Here is a 16,729-nt window from a genome sequence, read left to right on the forward strand (position 1 = left end):
CTTTCCTTTATTTTTGTGTTGCCGTGTCTAGGTCATCAAGTGGGTGGTTTTCGCCAAATCTGTTAGCAAAAAAGCTCTCTATTATTGTTTGTGGTACATCACTAAGTGTTTTGTATTGCCAATTAGGCGCGCCGTCTTTATCTATTAATAGCGCTCTTACGCCTTCCTGAAATTCGCCAACTTCACCGGCTCTAACCGACATACCTAGTTCCATTTTAAAACAATCTAAAAGGCTTTTATCTTTACTTGCTTTTAGTTGCTCACTGACTAACGCACAACTTAGTGGGCAACCATGTTTTAACGATTTTTGTGCACGTTGCAACCATTTATCGTCGGTGTTTAAATTTAATAAGTAATCTACTTGTTGTTGTAAAGTACTTAAATCACCTAACTGTTGAATGGTGTCTAAATTAGCCTTAACGTTGCCTTTTGGCATATCTGCAGACTTCGCATTTAACTGATTTAATAAATTAGTTAATACTCTGTGGTTGTCGCTTGGAGTACTAGCCCAGCTGGTGGCTAAAATAGTATTTAGCATAGTGTTATATAGACTGCTGTCGATAAAGTGATCGGCAAGCGATACAAAACATGCATCATCGCAATTAATAGACGCTGACGTTAAACCTAAAAACAAGCCAATACTTTTAGGCATGTTGTGCAAAAAATGGCTGCCGCCAACATCGGGGTATAACCCTATTGTTTGTTCAGGCATGGCTATACGTGAAGTTTCGGTAACAACACGGTGGCTTGCGCCAGCCATTAGCCCTAATCCGCCGCCCATTACAATGCCGTTACCCCAAACAAGAATAGGTTTAGCGTAGGTGTGTATTAGGTAGTCAAGCTTATATTCTTGTGTAAAAAAATCTTCAACTAAACTTGTGGGCTCACCTTGTGCCATTGCATGATATAAGCTCACTACATCGCCACCTGCGCAAAACGCTTTGTCCCCTGCGCCTTTTAAAATGACCATTGCGATGGCATCGTCGTTTGCCCATGCCTTTAGTTGAGGGGTAAGCAATTTGATCATGTTAAAATTAAGCGCATTTAACGACTTAGGTGCATTAAGTGTAATAAGCCCAATTAAACGGCCATTGGCCGCGGTTGCCGTCTCAAAAAGTACCGAATCATCCGCTTTATTTAATAAGGTTAAATTACTCATTAGCCATTGACCCATTTTGCTTTTCGTTTTTCTAAAAAGGCATTAACGCCTTCTTTTTGATCGTCAGTATCAAATAAACCAACAAACAGTTCGCGCTCAAATGGTAAAACGCTCGCCATGGGTTGGTGGCGCCCTTTTTGAATCAATGTTTTACATGCCGCAACCGAGCTAGGGCTTTGCTCACTCACTAGGTTTGCAAGATTAAGCGCAGCAGCAAAACTCTCACCTTGGCCAACAACCTCTTCGACTAAACCAATGTGTAATGCTTTATCAGCTTTTAATCGCTCGCCACATAAAATCATACGCTTTGCCCAGCCTTCGCCAACTAACCAAGCGAGATTTTGGGTGCCACCCGCACACGGTAATAAACCGACTTTTGCTTCAGGGAGTGCCATTTGTGCTTGTTGTTCAGCAATGCGTATATCACACGCTAAAGCGACCTCTAAACCGCCGCCCATGGCATACCCGTTTATTGCTGCAACCGACACACCTCTAAAGTTAGTCAATGCTTCAAATGCTTCGCCAAATACACGTGACATGTCTGCAGCGATGCCTTTATCGCCACTGGCAAATACATTAAGGTCGGCGCCTGCGCTAAAAAACTTCTCGCCTTCACCGGTTAGTACTAACGCATAAATATTTTTATCATTATTAAGCGCATCAACTTTATTTTTTAAATCAATTAAAGTGTCTTTTGTCCAGGTATTCGCTGGCGGGTTAGACATAGTTAAAATAGCAACATGGCCTTGGGTGGTTAATTCAATACTTGGTTTTGATTCAGACATACCGTGCTCCTTATAAAATTTCGCTTGCAGACTCAGCTAAAATTCGGCGCGCTATAATTACACGCATTATTTCGTTTGTGCCTTCCAGTATTTGATGTACGCGCACGTCACGTACGTGGCGCTCTAATGGGTATTCTTTTATGTAACCGTAACCACCATGTATTTGAAGCGCTTCATTACAAACTGTAAAGCCAACATCGGTTGCAAACCGTTTTGCCATGGCACAATAGGTGGTTTTTTCGCTGTCGCCCGTATCAAGTTTAAATGCCGCAAGCCTTACCATTTGGCGAGCAGCTACAAGCTCTGTATTCATATCTGCAATTTTAAATTGTAACGCTTGAAAAGCAGCCAGCGGTTTACCAAATTGTGAGCGTTCTTTTAAATATTCGCGTGCTGTATTTAAAGCGGCCTGTGCTGTACCAATTGAGCAGGTGGCAATGTTAATTCGCCCGCCATCAAGGCCTTGCATTGCAAACTTAAAACCTTCGCCTTCAGCCCCTAGTAAGTTATGTGCGGGAATACGCACATCTTCAAAGCTAATTAAGCGTGTAGGCTGTGCATTCCAACCCATTTTTTCTTCTGCTTTGCCATATTCAACACCTTTTGCATCAGCAGGTACTACAAACGCAGAAATACCCGCAGCGCCTTCGCCACCAGTACGCGCCATTACAATGAGCACTTCGGTTTCACCCGCGCCCGATATAAACATTTTAGAGCCGTTAATAACGTACTCGTCGCCATCGCGTACTGCTTTGGTTTTAAGCGACGCAGCGTCTGAGCCTGACCCAGGCTCGGTTAAACAGTATGATGCTAATAACTCACCCATTACTAATTGTTCTACGTATTGATCTTTTATTTCGTCGGTACCAAAACTGGCAACCATCCACGTAGCCATATTATGAATAGTAAGCATGGCGGTAGTTGCCGTACAGCCTAGCGCAAGCTGCTCAAAAATAATGCTTGAGTCTAAACGTGATAAACCAAGGCCACCGGCTTCTTCTGGTGTGTATAAACCACAAAAGCCTAATTCTCCGGCTGCTTTAATTGTGTCTTTAGGAAAAATATGCTCGCGATCCCATTTAGCCGCATGAGGTGCAAGCTCTGACTCGGCAAATTGGCGAGCAGTTTGTGCAAAGGCTTGTTGGTCTTCTGATAAGTTAAAGTCCATGGTAGACCTCTTTAGTTGTGTGTTGTCAGTTTTCCCGTAACGGGATTGTGAGTGAAGAGCGGCGAAGGCTTATTTATGTGTGTGTGAAAAACCTTCGCGCCCGTCTTTGTTATTATTTTTAGTGTGTGATTATTAATTATTTTAAGTTAATGCTCATATTAGGCCCTGAAGCGATATCGTCTTCAAACCAACGTGAGGTAATGGTTTTTGTTTCTGTGTAAAAACGAATACCTTGCTTACCATATGTATGAGTATCGCCATAAAAAGAGCCTTTCCAACCCGTAAATGAGAAAAACGGCAGTGGCACCGGAATTGGCACATTAATACCCACTTGGCCAACTTCAATTTCGTGCTGAAATTTACGTGCAACTGCACCGCTTGAAGTAAATAGTGAAGTACCATTGCCATATGGGCTTTCGTTAATTAGGGCGATGGCTTCTTCTAATGTGTCTACAAACATACACGCTAAAACAGGACCAAAAATCTCTTCTTTATATAAGTCCATTTCTTTTGTAACGTCTGTAAATAAAGTTGGGCCAACCCAGTTACCTTGCTCGTAACCTTCTACTGTAAAGTGAGAGCCATCTATTAAACAGGTTGCACCTTGTTCTTTACCGCTTTCAATAAGTGATAAAATGCGCTCTTTTGCCGCTTTTGATGTCTGCGGTCCGTAGGCAGCGTCTTTGTCGTCCCATAAACCTGGGCGTACTTTTTCAAAGCCTGCTTTTATTTCATCTACCCATTCACTCGCTTGACCAACAAATACAGCAACCGAAATTCCCATACAACGTTGCCCTGCAGCACCAACAGATGCACCAACCAAGTTATTGACAACATGCGACTTACTCGCATCAGGCATAATAACCATATGGTTTTTTGCGCCCACACACGCTTGTACACGTTTAAGGTTTTGTGTGCCTTTAGAGTAAATGTACGCACCTACACCACACGAACCTACAAACGAAATAGCACGAACGGCTTTATCTTCTAGTAAGCGGTCTACTTGTGGTTTTGTACCATGAACAATTTGTAGTACGCCTTTAGGTGCACCCGCTTCAATAAATAGTTCAGCTAAGCGCATTGGTGTTAGAGGGTCTTGCTCTGATGGTTTTAATATAAATGTGTTACCACACACAATTGCCAGCGGAAACATCCAAAGTGGGATCATCGCCGGAAAGTTAAATGGCGTAACACCCGCACACACACCTAATGGTTGCATGTATGAATACGTATCGATTTTACGCGCTACGTTTTCCATTGTTTCGCCCATCATCAGCGAAGGCGCATTTGCAGCTTGTTCTACAACTTCTATACCACGCCATACATCGCCTTTTGCATCTTCAAAGGTTTTGCCTAATTCGTGACAAATAATAGTGGCTAGCTCGTCATGGTGTTCTTTTAAAAGCGCAGCGTATTTCATCATGATGCGTGCGCGTTCTGTGATTGGAACATCTTTCCATGTTTTAAATGTTTCAGAGGCTGAAGCAATGGCTGCATCCATTTCTGCATCGGTGGTACAAGGAACCTGTGCTAAAACCTCTTGGTTTGCTGGGTTTATAACATCGATTAGCTCTTTGGAAGTTGATTTAATAAATTCGCCATCTATTAATAGTGGAACTTGGTGCATGGGTAAATCCTATTATATTAGTGTGTTAGTTTTAAAAATAACGCAGCTTTATTATTGTTATGTTGCTGCGTATTTTTAATGTGATTGGTACTTAGAAAGCTTCTACTGCCATTGCAACGGCTTCACCGCCACCAATACATAAAGAAGCAACCCCTTTTTTAAGGCCACGATTTTTAAGTGCATGAATAAGCGTAACTAAAATACGTGCGCCACTGGCACCAATTGGGTGGCCAAGTGCACACGCTCCACCGTTTACATTCACTTTGCTTTCGTCAAGCTTAAGCTCGTTAATAGCAAGCATTGTTACCATGGCAAACGCTTCATTAATTTCCCAAAGGTCAACGTCATCCGTTGTCCAACCGGCTTTATCAAGCACACTATTCATTGCGCCTACAGGTGCTACGGTAAATTCGCTAGGTTTTTGAGAATGTGTGCTGTGAGCAACAATTCTACAAAGGGGTGTTAGGCCCTCAGCCTTGGCTTTTGATTCGCTCATGAGTATGAGTGCGGCACCACCATCTGAAATAGATGATGAGTTAGCCGCAGTGATTGTGCCGTCTTTTTTAAATGCGGCACGTAAGCTTGGGATTTTTTCAGGACGTGCATTACCCGGTTGCTCATCAACCGATACGGTTACATCGCCTTTTCGTGTTTGTAATATGTGTGGCGCTATTTCGTTTTCAAAGCTGCCGTTTTCAATTGCAGCATTCGCTTTACTTAACGAACTTAACGCAAAATTATCCATTTGTTCACGGCCAATGCCATACTCGTCGGCGGTGTCTTGTGCAAAACACCCCATTGCTTTGTTATCGTAAGCGTCTTCGAGGCCATCGCTCATCATATGGTCTTTAATTTCACCGTGGCCCATGCGCATACCGCCACGCGCTTTTGGAATAAAGTAAGGGGCGTTGGTCATGCTTTCCATACCACCAGCAATAGCTGTTTGTATAGAGCCGGCTTTTATTAAGTCGTTAGCCAGCATGGCTGCTTTTAGTCCTGAACCGCAAACTTTGTTAATTGTAGTCGCACCCGTACTTAGTGCGAGCCCTGCTTTAAGCATGGCTTGACGAGCTGGCGCTTGGCCTAAACCAGCGGGAAGTACACAGCCCATAATCACTTCGTCAATTGCGTCGCTATTTAATCCGGTTTGCGCTAATGCACTTGCAATAGCCGTTGCACCTAATTCAGTAGACTGAGCATCGCTTAGCGCGCCCATAAAACCACCCATAGGCGTGCGTTTTGCAGCTACAATTACCACTGATTCTAAAGACATTGCTAACTCCATTGTATTTAAAGGTAAATAGTTGTTAGAATATTTACTCTATTAATTGTGTTTTAAATTATTATTTAATAAGCATACACAATACTAACGTTTACGCTAACGTCAACTAAAAACAGTTAAAATTATACTTTTTAAACTGTAAGGTTTCTTTGCCACTTTTAGTTAATGCAGCTCCCACGCACATTAAGTGTATGTAATTTAAATATTTAAATTGCATTTACTGTTAACCACCGCATTTGTATTTATTTCATATCAGCCAGCACTTTACCTTTACGTAAACTTCACTTATATTGGAGTTATTCGAATGAGGTAAATTCAACTATGAAACCAGATAATCAAACAAACTTTGCAAGTTCTGCCACTATACCAACCAGTAATGAACAAACTTTTAGCATTAGCGATTTAGCTAAAGAGTTTGACATTACAACGCGCTCTATACGCTTTTACGAAGACCAAGGGCTTTTATCACCCGATCGTAATGGCCAAACCCGTATTTATTCTAAGCGCGACAAAGTACGCCTAAAGCTTATATTACGTGGTAAACGTTTAGGTTTTACGCTTGCCGAAACAGGCCGTTTGTTTGAATTGTATGACGCTGATAAATCAAGCGCTAAACAGCTAGTCACAATGCTTGATCTGATTTCAGAGAAAAAGGCCGACCTTTCGCAACAAATGGACGACATTAAAGTTGTTTTAATGGAACTCGTTACCGCGGAAAGACGCTGCAGAGACACACTTAATAAAATAGACGAGTAGTTTATTTTAAAAACAAAAACACACTGATAACACACACTCACACAGGAATGAATCATGAGCACTATTTCACTTTATAAAGAGATGAACTTTGGTCTTGGCGAAACCGCCGATATGATACGCGACCATGTAAATAGTTTTTCAAGCCAAGAAATTGCGCCGCTTGCTGAACAGACCGATATTGACAACACATTTCCAAATCAACTGTGGCCGCAAATGGGCGAAATGGGCGTATTAGGTATGACTGTGCCTGAAGAGTTTGGTGGTGCTGGTTTAGGCTACTTAGAGCACGTAATTGCAATGGAAGAAATTAGCCGTGCAAGTGCGTCTATTGGCTTAAGTTATGGCGCACACTCAAACCTGTGTGTAAATCAAATTAACCGTAACGGTAACCAAGCTCAAAAAGAAAAGTACCTACCAAAGCTTATTAGCGGCGAACATATTGGTGCACTAGCAATGAGCGAGCCAAATGCGGGTTCGGACGTGGTATCGATGAAACTTAAAGCTGAGAAAAAAGGCGATAAGTACATTTTAAACGGTAACAAAATGTGGATCACTAATGGCCCGGATGCAGACACTCTGGTTATTTACGCTAAAACTGATTTAAACGCCGGCGCTAAAGGCATAACAGCATTTATTGTGGAAAAAACATTCCCTGGTTTTTCTACAGCGCAAAAGCTCGACAAATTGGGGATGCGTGGTTCAAACACCTGTGAGTTAGTATTTGAAAACTGCGAAGTACCAGAAGAAAATATTTTAGGGAACCTCAACGAAGGCGTAAAAGTACTTATGAGCGGTCTAGATTACGAGCGTGTTGTACTTGCCGCGGGCCCGCTTGGCATCATGCAAGCGTGTATGGATATTGTAGTGCCTTACATTCATGAGCGTAAACAGTTTGACACCCCTATTGGGCAATTTCAGCTTATTCAAGGCAAAGTTGCCGACATGTACACACAAATGAACGCTGCCCGTTCATACGTTTACACGGTAGCTAAAGCCTGTGACCGCGGCGAAACAACGCGTAAAGATGCCGCGGGTGCCATTTTATACGCTGCTGAGCTTGCAACCAAAATGGCGCTTGATGCGATTCAAATTCTTGGTGGTAACGGATACATAAACGAATACGCAACGGGCCGATTACTACGTGACGCTAAATTATATGAAATTGGCGCCGGCACGTCTGAAATTCGCCGCATGCTAATTGGCCGCGAACTATTCACTGAAAGCCGCTAAGGATTAGATTATGACGATTTTAAAATCGAGCGTAAATCCACACGATCCTACTTTTGTGCAAAATCATAAAAACATGTCGATGCTGGTGGATGATTTACGCGATAAAGTAGCAACAATTAGTTTAGGTGGTGGCGCTGCTTTAAAAGAGCGCCACGAAGGCCGCGGTAAATTATTTGTACGAGACCGTATAAGTACATTAATTGACGAAGGTTCACCATTTTTAGAAGTTTCTCAATTTGCGGCATTTGGCGTATATGAGCAAGCTATCCCGTGTGCAGGTGTCGTAGCTGGTATTGGCCGTGTAAAAGGTATTGAATGCATGATCATTGCAAACGATGCGACGGTTAAAGGCGGCACCTACTTTCCGCTTACAGTTAAAAAGCATTTACGAGCGCAAGATATTGCAGAGCGATGCCATTTGCCATGTATTTATCTTGTAGACTCTGGTGGTGCAAACCTGCCTGAACAAGATGATGTATTTCCTGATAAGTTACATTTTGGGCGTATTTTTTACAACCAAGCGCGTATGTCAGGCAAAGGCATTCCACAAATTGCTGTTGTAATGGGATTATGTACCGCAGGTGGTGCGTACGTACCTGCTATGGCAGATGAAAGCATTATTGTTAAAGAGCAAGGCACGATATTTTTAGCAGGTCCCCCGCTTGTTAAAGCGGCAACAGGTGAAGAAGTAACGGCTGAAGAACTTGGTGGTGCAGACGTTCACTGTAAAACATCAGGGGTAGCTGATCACTTTGCCGAAAACGACGAGCATGCGCTGTCTATTGCACGCCAATGTATTGAGCGTATTAACTATACACGCCCTACTGCGCCGTTATTAAAAGATATAAAAGCGCCTCGGTACGATATAAATGAACTGTACGGCATTGTGGGTACCGATCTTAAAAAACCATTTGACGTACGCGAAGTCATTGCCCGAACGGTTGATGATTCATCGTTTGATGAATTTAAACGCTACTTTGGCGAAACACTCGTAACGGGCTTTGCTAGCATTTACGGCAACCCTGTTGGCATAGTCGCTAATAATGGCATTTTATTTAGTGAGTCAGCACAAAAAGGCGCTCACTTTATTCAACTGTGTGCACAACGCAATATCCCACTGGTATTTTTGCAAAACATTACTGGTTTTATGGTGGGTAAAAAGTACGAAGCAGAAGGTATTGCTAAGCACGGCGCAAAAATGGTTATGGCAGTATCGTGTGCTGACGTTCCAAAATTCACAGTATTAATTGGCGGCTCTTATGGCGCGGGTAACTACGGTATGTGTGGCCGCGCGTTTGAACCAACCATGATGTGGATGTGGCCTAATGCACGTATTTCAGTAATGGGCGGCGAGCAAGCAGCTGGTGTTATGGCCCAAGTTAAGCAAGACGGTTTAGCACGCAAAGGCCAAAGTATGACCGATGAGCAAATTAGCGAATTTAAAAAGCCAATTATCGACCAGTACGAAGAGCAAGGCCACCCTTATTATGCCAGTGCGCGTTTGTGGGACGATGGCATTATTGATCCTGCCGACACACGTAACGTACTAGGGCTTGCATTGTCGGCTGCTAAAAATGCACCAGCGCAAGACTCTCAATTTGGCGTATTTAGAATGTAACGGAGCGCAGTAAATGTCAGTAACACTACAAATAACAAAATCTAATGTGGCTGTACTTGTTTTAAGCCGCCCTGAAAAAAGAAACGCATTTAATAGCGAAGTAATACACGAATTAATTCAATGTATTGAACATGCTAATACGCTTGATATTAGAGCATTAGTTTTAAAAACAGAAGGTAAACACTTCTCAGCAGGCGCTGACTTAGCCTGGATGAAATCCATGGCTGACAATGATTATGCTGATAACCTTGCTGATTCAATGCAACTTACAAAACTAATGCAAGTATTAGCTACAAGCCCACACCCTACGGTGTGTGCTGTGCAAGGCGCTGCATTTGGTGGCGCATTAGGTTTAATAGCCTGTTGTGATATTGCCCTTAGTAAAGACGATGCACAATTTTGCTTAAGTGAAGTGAAGCTTGGACTTATTCCTGCAGTTATTAGCCCTTATGTAATAAAAGCCATAGGTGAGCGTGCTGCACGCAGATACTTTTTAACTGCCGAAGTGTTTGACGCGCATACCGCTAAACAGCTTGGATTAGTTCATCAAGTAACGGGGAACTTGGAGTGTGCACTGGACAATATGCTTCAAACACTCATTGATAACGGCCCAGTTGCAGTTAAAGCTGCGAAAGCTTTAATTAACGATGTAGCTAACAAACCGATTAATGACGAGCTTATAGAGCTTACCGCCGAGCGGATTGCAAACATACGCGTATCTGAAGAAGGCCAAGAAGGCTTGAGTGCCTTTTTTGATAAACGCCCACCACAATGGCAACTGTAGGATTAATTATGAACACACAAGCATTAAAAAAAATACTCATTGCCAATCGTGGAGAAATTGCGTGTCGCATTATGAGAAGTGCAAAGCAGATGGGGTTAACCACTGTTGCTGTTTACTCAGACGCTGATAAAAATGCTCAACACGTAAAAATGGCTGATGAGGCCTACTACATTGGCCCTGCTCCAAGTAAAGACTCGTACCTTGTAACCGATAAAATTTTGCAAGTAGCTAAAAATAGTGGCGCCGATTGTATTCACCCTGGTTATGGCTTTTTATCAGAAAACAGTGGATTTGCTAAAGCGTGCGAAGCAAACAATATTGCGTTTATTGGCCCTTTAGCTAGCAGCATTGAAGCCATGGGGTCTAAAACCCGCGCTAAAGAAATAATGGCAGCAGCCAATGTACCGTTAGTACCGGGTTATTATGGCGACAATCAAGACCCTCGTTTTTTGCAAAGTGAAGCTGAAAAAATTGGCTACCCTGTACTTATTAAAGCCGCATTTGGTGGCGGTGGTAAAGGAATGCGCGTTGTTGAAAAAGCAAGTGACTTTATAAGCGCTCTTGAAGGTGCACAGCGTGAAGCCATTGCCGGATTTGGTAACGACTTAGTACTACTAGAGCGCTATGTTAACCAACCTCGCCACGTTGAAGTGCAGGTATTTGCAGATAACCACGGTAACTGCGTTTATTTAGGGGATAGAGATTGCTCTTTACAACGTCGTCATCAAAAAGTAATTGAAGAAGCCCCTGCCCCGGGTTTAAGTAGTGCACTACGAAAAGAAATGGGCGAAGCTGCAGTGCGTTGTGCACTGGCTATCAATTACCGCGGCGCTGGTACTGTTGAGTTTTTATTGTGTGGCGATGAGTTTTTCTTTATGGAAATGAATACGCGCCTTCAAGTTGAGCACCCTGTCACTGAAATGGTTACGGGCGTTGATTTAGTAAACTGGCAAATAAATATTGCTGGCGGACTTTCCCTTCCTTTAGCCCAAGAAGATATTCAGTTACAGGGTCATAGTTTTGAAGCGCGAATTTATGCCGAAGATCCTGCTAATGATTTTATACCTTGCTCAGGTACGATTGAGGCGATGCATACTCCAAACCAAAATGAGTTTGTACGTATTGATACAGGCATTGCGCAAGGGGATGAAATTAGCCCATATTACGACCCGATGATTGCTAAACTCATAGTCCATGATGATAGCCGCGAACAAGCATTAGGGCGCTTACGCCAAGCGCTCGAGCAGTTTCACCTAGCTGGTTTTAGCACCAACATTGGTTTTTTAAATAACTTAGCTCAGCACCCTACTTTTAATGAAAGCGCACCGAGTACACACTTTATCGCAGAACAAGGCGACTCGTTAGTTGCTGTTAATAATACGCTTGTGCAATCTAGCGAGCTAATTGGCGCATTTGCGTATTTGTGTTCATTAAATAACAAACACGCTGAGGAAAAGAACGCGAGCCCATGGCAGCAACTTAGCGGATTTACATTAAATTCTCCAAGCGTAATTAAAGTACCCTTTAAAGATTTACAGTTAAGTGCAATTAAAACCGCAAAAGGGTACGACATTACCCATAACAACACGGTATTTAGCCTTCAAGGTACTGTGGTCAATGGGGGTTGTACTGTATTTATTGATGGTGATAAGCATATTGCGCATGTATCACAAAGCAATGATGCCATCACTGTTATGAATAAAGCGCTGCAAGCCAAACTTGAGCTAATGAATAAGCATTATATAAGTTCACACGAAAGTGATGCACTGCCATTAGCTGCACCACTCAATGGTACTGTGGTTAAACACTTAGTTAGCGTTGGGAGTACTATTACTAAAGGCGATCCTGTTGTGATTATTGAGGCCATGAAAATGGAATACACACTCAATGCACCCCATGATGGTATTTTACAAAGCTATTGTTTTGGTGAAGGTGAATTAGTATCACACGGTGCCCTACTCGCAATTGTTGAGGATACAACAGTTCAGGAAGGTGCCTAATGAGCGCCTTTCCTAACTCAGTTCGTATTGTTGAGGTAGGTGCGCGTGACGGCCTACAAAACGAGAGCATAGTCACCACTCAAGATAAAATTTTGCTTATTAATGCACTTGCACAAGCTGGTTTAAAAGATATAGAGGCCGGTGCATTTGTATCCCCTAAGTGGGTGCCACAAATGGCTGACTCAGCAGATGTTATTAACGCACTTGACTTACCAAATGTTAATTTAAGTGCACTAACACCTAATTTAAAAGGTGCGCACGCTGCCCATAGTACTGGTATTAAGGAATTTGCAATTTTTACCGCCGCAAGCGAGTCGTTTTGTAATAAAAATATCAACTGCTCAATTGACGAAAGTATCACGCGTTTCAGTGAAGTGATGAATTTTGCAAGACAGCACAATATTCGTGTTCGTGGTTACGTAAGCTGTGTAGTTGGGTGTCCTTACGAAGGAGACATAGACCCCAAGGCTGTGCTTGACGTAACACAAAAGCTATTAGATTTGGGCTGTTACGAGGTAAGCCTTGGAGACACCATTGGTGTTGGCACAGCAAAAAAAGTAACTCAACTTATAGAATTACTATTGATGCATATAGATAGCAGCAAGCTTGCAGTGCATTTTCATGATACCTACGGACAAGCGCTTACAAATATTTACGCAGCATTAAGCCTAGGCATTTCAACGGTTGACGCGGCAGTTGCGGGCCTTGGTGGGTGCCCATATGCTAAAGGTGCGTCAGGAAATGTTGCCACCGAAGATGTAGTTTACTTACTTCAAGGGCTTGGCATTGAACACGGAATTGATTTACAAAGGTTAAGTGATGCTGGCTGGGAAATAACTAAAGCACTTGGTAAGCAACCTGTGAGCAAAGTATCTGTGGCACTACACAAAATAACCTGAGCTCTGGATAATAAATCTATCTCTAGCAGCTATTTTCAGCACTAACTGCGTTGAATTTACTTGCAATAGGCCAGCTATTGTCGCGTAAATTCGCCTTGTTTTCACTGAAAATCTCTGACTAGAGAAAATAAACTTAAATATCACCCTAATTCATATGTTAGTAAATCTCTTAACCAGAGTTCAGGTTAAATAGCTATCTTATGAAATGATGATTAACAACAAATAACACACAATGAGGAGAGACTCATGGCCGGTTTTGATAAGGTAGTTGCAAGCTACGAAGCTGCAATGGAAGGATTAAAAGACGGTGATACCATTATCGCCGGTGGTTTTGGTTTATGTGGAATACCTGAAGGGTTAATAAAGCAAATTAAAAAGATGAACACAAAAGAGTTGACCGTTGTATCAAACAACTGTGGTGTTGATGATTTTGGGTTAGGCATTTTATTGCAAGACAAACAAATAAAAAAAGTGATTGCCTCGTATGTAGGCGAAAACGCCCTATTTGAGCAGCAATTACTGAGTGGTGAAATAGATGTTGAGCTAACACCTCAAGGCACACTTGCTGAAAAAATGCGAGCTGGCGGCGCGGGTATTCCTGCGTTTTACACCGCCACCGGTTACGGTACTCCAATAGCTGAAGGCAAAGACGTAAAAGAATTTGATGGCCGCCCTTACATTTTAGAAGAGTCGATCACTGGCGAGTTTGCCATTGTTAAAGCATGGAAGGCTGACCGCTATGGAAACCTATTATTTAGACATACCGCTATGAACTTTAACCCAATGGCTGCAACTGCAGGTAAAATTACGGTGGCAGAAGTGGAAGAAATCGTCGAGCCAGGTGAGCTTGAACCAAGCCAAATCCATACCCCTGGTATTTATGTAAATCGCGTGATCAAAGGCAACTTTGAAAAACGCATTGAACGTGTAACAACACGAGATTAAGCAGGAGCATAAAAATGGCATTATCACGTGAACAAGTTGCAATGCGTGTTGCGCAAGAGCTACAAGATGGCTACTACGTTAATTTGGGCATAGGAATTCCGACACTCGTCGCAAACTATGTACCTGATGATATTGAAGTTATGCTACAGTCAGAAAATGGCCTGCTAGGAATGGGTCAATACCCAACTAAAGCAGAACTTGATGCTGATATGATTAATGCGGGTAAAGAAACCGTGACAGCAGCTACAGGTGCCGCCATATTTAATAGTGCAGATAGTTTTGCCATGATACGGGGTGGTCATGTAGACTTAACCGTTCTAGGTGCATTTGAAGTAGACCAAAATGGAAACATTGCATCTTGGATGATCCCAAAAAAGCTCATTAAGGGCATGGGTGGCGCAATGGACCTAGTCGCTGGCGCAAAAAATATAATAGTGACAATGACTCATGCTAGCAAGCATGGTGAGTCTAAGTTACTAGAGTCATGCAGTTTACCGCTAACCGGTGTTAATTGTGTGAAAAAGATAGTAACAGATTTAGCCGTTTTAGAAGTTAAAGACGGCGCATTCCATCTTATAGAGCGTGCACCAGGTGTATCTGTAGATGAAATCATTAGTAAAACAGCAGGTAAATTACTTGTTGACGGTGAAGTACCAGAAATGGTTTTATAAGCTTAGCTTATTTAGTTTCACCCTGTACCGACCTCATTCCCAGTGCCAATGGCGCTGAGTTACCCAAAATCCCTCGTAAGAGGGATTTTTTTTGTCTTCGATGTTATTTTTTTGGTTAATTAATACACGTTTAATAAAATTTTATCTATAGTAGATGCATAGATACTGTGTTATTTGGCTAGAGTTATTGCACTATTTTGTCGTTGTGATGCACCAAATTTGTGAAGTTACTCTATCAATAAAATTAAGTTATTGATAATATTGGCAAATAACATCTGGTTCGATTTTTGCCTATACAGGCAATCCTAACAATTAAATACTGGAACACATGCAAACTCCTATTCGTGGTCTTCGTTCTTTTTGCTTTGCAGCAAGAAGCCTAAGTTTTAAGCATGCAGCTAATGAGCTGTACTTAACGCCGTCGGCGGTAAGCCACCAAATAAAACAATTAGAAGAACAACTTGGTATAGAGCTATTTCATCGTAAAACTCGCTCTATAAGCCTAACTACGGCTGGAAAAAACTTTTTTGATGCGATCTCCCCTATTATTACCATGCTAGAGGGAACCATTAACGAGTTTAGTCAATTACAACAAAACACGAATATCACAATTACGCTACCAGAATTTTTTGCAAGCGAATTGCTGATGCCAAAATTAAGTGAGTGGACTACTCAGCATCCAAATATAAATTTACAAATGGATACGCTCAAAACACGCAAAGAACTTACCCGTCATAGTGATTTATCTATTGTGCTTTCTTCGAGTAAGCCAACGGAGGGTGCAGTGACTGAATTGTTTAATTTAGAATACATCCCTGCATGTAATAAAAAATTACTTGAACAGTGGAAAAATAACGATTTACAAGCATTAAACCAAGTTCCGCTTATTCTCCATAAAGCGCGTCCTTGGGCTTGGCACCAGTGGGCTGAAAAAGTAGGCATAGATGACTTCTCGCCTACGCAGATTATTCAAATAGATAGTATGTTTGGTGTAGCACGAGCTGCACAGCAAGGTATGGGAATTGCGCTAATACCTTTACCAATAAGCCAAAGCTGGTTAGACGAGCAATGGTTGTATAAGTTATTTGAACAGCCATTAACAACAAAAGATAAATATTACTTGGTTCAACATGACTCAAATGTGGCCAATCACCCTCTCGATCTGTTTGCTAAATGGGTAGTTGATACTTTTAGAAAAACACAAGAATAATCATTTTTCAGCATAAATATAATTACTCTTCAGCCGTATAATTAATAAAAAATTCACATAAAATTAATGAAATAGCTAACTTATTATCAATAGGTTGGCTTTTTTATTTAATTTTTTTATGGTTTAAATTTTTTCACTTATCAGTTTTATTTTTATCGTTTGTTTGAATTTAGGAAACAACATAAAATCTATTTAACGAAAGCATTTATGGCGAATGAGTTGTTATATAAAGAGACTAAATTTGAAACCAATTTAGTTTTTATGACTCATATAAATGTAGAAAAGAATCTTTATATTGTGTGTGAAGATGTTGTCAGTGTGAAAAACAGTTCAAGTTAGGTGGTGACTTAATTTGGGCTGTTTTTATTCCCTCCCAACGGCCGCATAATATTAAAATCTGCCTTTGGCAGTTACCGAATCTTTATTGTGTGTGAAGATGTTGTCAGTGTGAAAAACAGTTCAAGTTGGGTGGTGACCTAGTTTGGGCTGTTTTTATTCCCTCCCAACGGCCGCATAATATTAAAATCTGCCTTTGGCAGTTACCGAATCTTTATTGTGTGTGAAGATGTTGTCAGTGTGAAAAACAGTTCAAGTT

The 16,729-nt window shown here is 41.7% G+C and carries 14 protein-coding genes; 9 read left to right on the forward strand and 5 right to left on the reverse strand.

What is annotated here, in order from left to right; genetic code table 11:
* Positions 1–7 precede the first annotated feature (7 nt).
* From KZZ04_RS05190 to KZZ04_RS05210, 5 genes are all read right to left on the reverse strand, one after another.
* Positions 8–1,159, reverse strand: coding sequence for an enoyl-CoA hydratase/isomerase family protein (locus KZZ04_RS05190; RefSeq protein ID WP_219422042.1), 1,152 nt, complete (start codon positions 1,157–1,159; stop codon positions 8–10).
* Positions 1,159–1,944 carry an enoyl-CoA hydratase gene (locus KZZ04_RS05195; RefSeq protein WP_219422043.1) on the reverse strand — a complete coding sequence of 262 codons (786 nt, stop codon included), beginning with the start codon at positions 1,942–1,944 and terminating at the stop codon, positions 1,159–1,161. Before KZZ04_RS05195 ends, KZZ04_RS05190 begins: the two co-directional genes overlap by 1 nt.
* 10 nt (positions 1,945–1,954) lie before the next feature.
* Complete coding sequence (locus tag KZZ04_RS05200; RefSeq protein WP_219422044.1) at positions 1,955–3,112, reverse strand: acyl-CoA dehydrogenase family protein; 1,158 nt, start codon at positions 3,110–3,112, stop codon at positions 1,955–1,957.
* Positions 3,113–3,248: 136 nt separating this feature from the next.
* Positions 3,249–4,739 (reverse strand): CoA-acylating methylmalonate-semialdehyde dehydrogenase, encoded by a 1,491-nt coding sequence (locus KZZ04_RS05205; RefSeq protein ID WP_058403980.1) that lies wholly within the window; start codon positions 4,737–4,739, stop codon positions 3,249–3,251.
* Positions 4,740–4,830: 91 nt separating this feature from the next.
* The gene (locus KZZ04_RS05210) at positions 4,831–6,012 is read right to left on the reverse strand and encodes an acetyl-CoA C-acyltransferase (protein WP_058403979.1); all 1,182 of its coding nucleotides are present in this window, start codon (positions 6,010–6,012) and stop codon (positions 4,831–4,833) included.
* A gap of 330 nt (positions 6,013–6,342) precedes the next feature.
* Here KZZ04_RS05210 and KZZ04_RS05215 point away from each other — a divergent pair, with 330 nt between their 5' ends.
* The 9 genes from KZZ04_RS05215 to KZZ04_RS05255 all read left to right on the forward strand — a co-directional run bounded on the left by KZZ04_RS05215 (position 6,343) and on the right by KZZ04_RS05255 (position 16,134).
* Positions 6,343–6,777: a MerR family DNA-binding transcriptional regulator gene (locus KZZ04_RS05215; RefSeq protein WP_010557391.1), complete on the forward strand. Its 435-nt coding sequence runs from the start codon at positions 6,343–6,345 to the stop codon at positions 6,775–6,777.
* Between the two features lie 54 nt (positions 6,778–6,831).
* Positions 6,832–8,007: an isovaleryl-CoA dehydrogenase gene (locus KZZ04_RS05220; RefSeq protein ID WP_058403978.1), complete on the forward strand. Its 1,176-nt coding sequence runs from the start codon at positions 6,832–6,834 to the stop codon at positions 8,005–8,007.
* Positions 8,008–8,017: 10 nt separating this feature from the next.
* A complete protein-coding gene (locus KZZ04_RS05225; protein ID WP_219422045.1) occupies positions 8,018–9,625 on the forward strand; it encodes a carboxyl transferase domain-containing protein in 1,608 nt (535 codons plus the stop codon).
* Positions 9,626–9,638: 13 nt separating this feature from the next.
* A complete protein-coding gene (locus KZZ04_RS05230; RefSeq protein WP_219422046.1) occupies positions 9,639–10,409 on the forward strand; it encodes an enoyl-CoA hydratase/isomerase family protein in 771 nt (256 codons plus the stop codon).
* Positions 10,410–10,417: 8 nt separating this feature from the next.
* Positions 10,418–12,409: an acetyl/propionyl/methylcrotonyl-CoA carboxylase subunit alpha gene (locus KZZ04_RS05235; protein ID WP_219422047.1), complete on the forward strand. Its 1,992-nt coding sequence runs from the start codon at positions 10,418–10,420 to the stop codon at positions 12,407–12,409.
* Positions 12,409–13,308 carry a hydroxymethylglutaryl-CoA lyase gene (locus tag KZZ04_RS05240; protein ID WP_219422048.1) on the forward strand — a complete coding sequence of 300 codons (900 nt, stop codon included), beginning with the start codon at positions 12,409–12,411 and terminating at the stop codon, positions 13,306–13,308. Before KZZ04_RS05235 ends, KZZ04_RS05240 begins: the two co-directional genes overlap by 1 nt.
* Positions 13,309–13,554: 246 nt before the next feature.
* Complete coding sequence (locus tag KZZ04_RS05245; protein ID WP_219422049.1) at positions 13,555–14,253, forward strand: CoA transferase subunit A; 699 nt, start codon at positions 13,555–13,557, stop codon at positions 14,251–14,253.
* Between the two features lie 14 nt (positions 14,254–14,267).
* On the forward strand, positions 14,268–14,924 hold the full coding sequence (locus KZZ04_RS05250; RefSeq protein ID WP_058403973.1) for a CoA transferase subunit B: 657 nt from the start codon (positions 14,268–14,270) through the stop codon (positions 14,922–14,924).
* Positions 14,925–15,252: 328 nt separating this feature from the next.
* Positions 15,253–16,134, forward strand: coding sequence for a LysR family transcriptional regulator (locus KZZ04_RS05255; RefSeq protein WP_010557395.1), 882 nt, complete (start codon positions 15,253–15,255; stop codon positions 16,132–16,134).
* Positions 16,135–16,729 lie beyond the last annotated feature (595 nt).

The organism is Pseudoalteromonas sp. CR1 (assembly GCF_019392235.1).
Classification (GTDB): Bacteria; Pseudomonadota; Gammaproteobacteria; order Enterobacterales; family Alteromonadaceae; genus Pseudoalteromonas.